Below are 701 nucleotides of genomic sequence, written 5' to 3'. Positions count from 1 at the left end.
GGGCGGTGGCCGGCGGCGAGAACAGATACCCCTGCGCCAGCGTGCAGCCCACCTGGTGCAACACCACCGCCTGCTCGCGCGTCTCGACCCCCTCCACGATCGTGCCCAGCCGCAGGCTGGCCGACAGCTCCACGATCGCCTTGGTGAAGGCCCGCGCCTGGGCGTGATCGGCCGCCGAGGGCGCGGTGGTGAACGACCGATCGATCTTGACGATGTCCACCGGCAGGATGCGCAGGTAGGCCAGGGACGAATAGCCGGTGCCGAAGTCGTCCAGGGCGATGCGCACCCCGTGCGCGCGCAGGCCCTGCAGCACCCCGATGACGCGCTCGGTCTCGGCCGGGGTGGTGGCCAGCAGCATGCTCTCGGTGATCTCCAGCACCAGCGCCCGGGCCGGCAGCCGGTGCCGTTCCAGCGCCGCCAGCACCGTCTCGGCGAAACCGGGGTCCCGGAGTTGCCGGCCGGAGATGTTGACCGTCACCGACAGGCCGTGACGGGCGTGCCAGCGCGCCGCGTCGGCGCAGGCCCGCTCCAGCACCCAGGTCCCGATCGGCACGATCAGGCCGGATTCTTCGGCCAGCGGGATGAACACATCCGGCGGGATCGGCCGTGAGTCGCCCGGCTGCCAGCGCAGCAGGGTCTCCACCGCCACGATCCGGCCCGAGTCCAGCTCCACCACCGGCTGGTAGCGCACCGCCAGCTCC

At 72.3% G+C, this 701-nt stretch carries 1 protein-coding gene; it reads right to left on the bottom strand.

The genetic code is table 11. The annotated features are described in order from the left end of the window. Window positions 1-701 (bottom strand): putative bifunctional diguanylate cyclase/phosphodiesterase (locus tag Plo01_RS39845; RefSeq protein WP_203895999.1); only part of this gene is annotated, 701 nt, incomplete at both ends.

Origin of the sequence: Planobispora longispora, assembly GCF_016863135.1 — a bacterium.
Taxonomy (GTDB): domain Bacteria; phylum Actinomycetota; class Actinomycetes; order Streptosporangiales; family Streptosporangiaceae; genus Planobispora; species Planobispora longispora.
The sequence above is the reverse complement of the archived record's forward strand: the minus strand, read 5'-3'. Positions and strand labels throughout refer to the sequence as shown.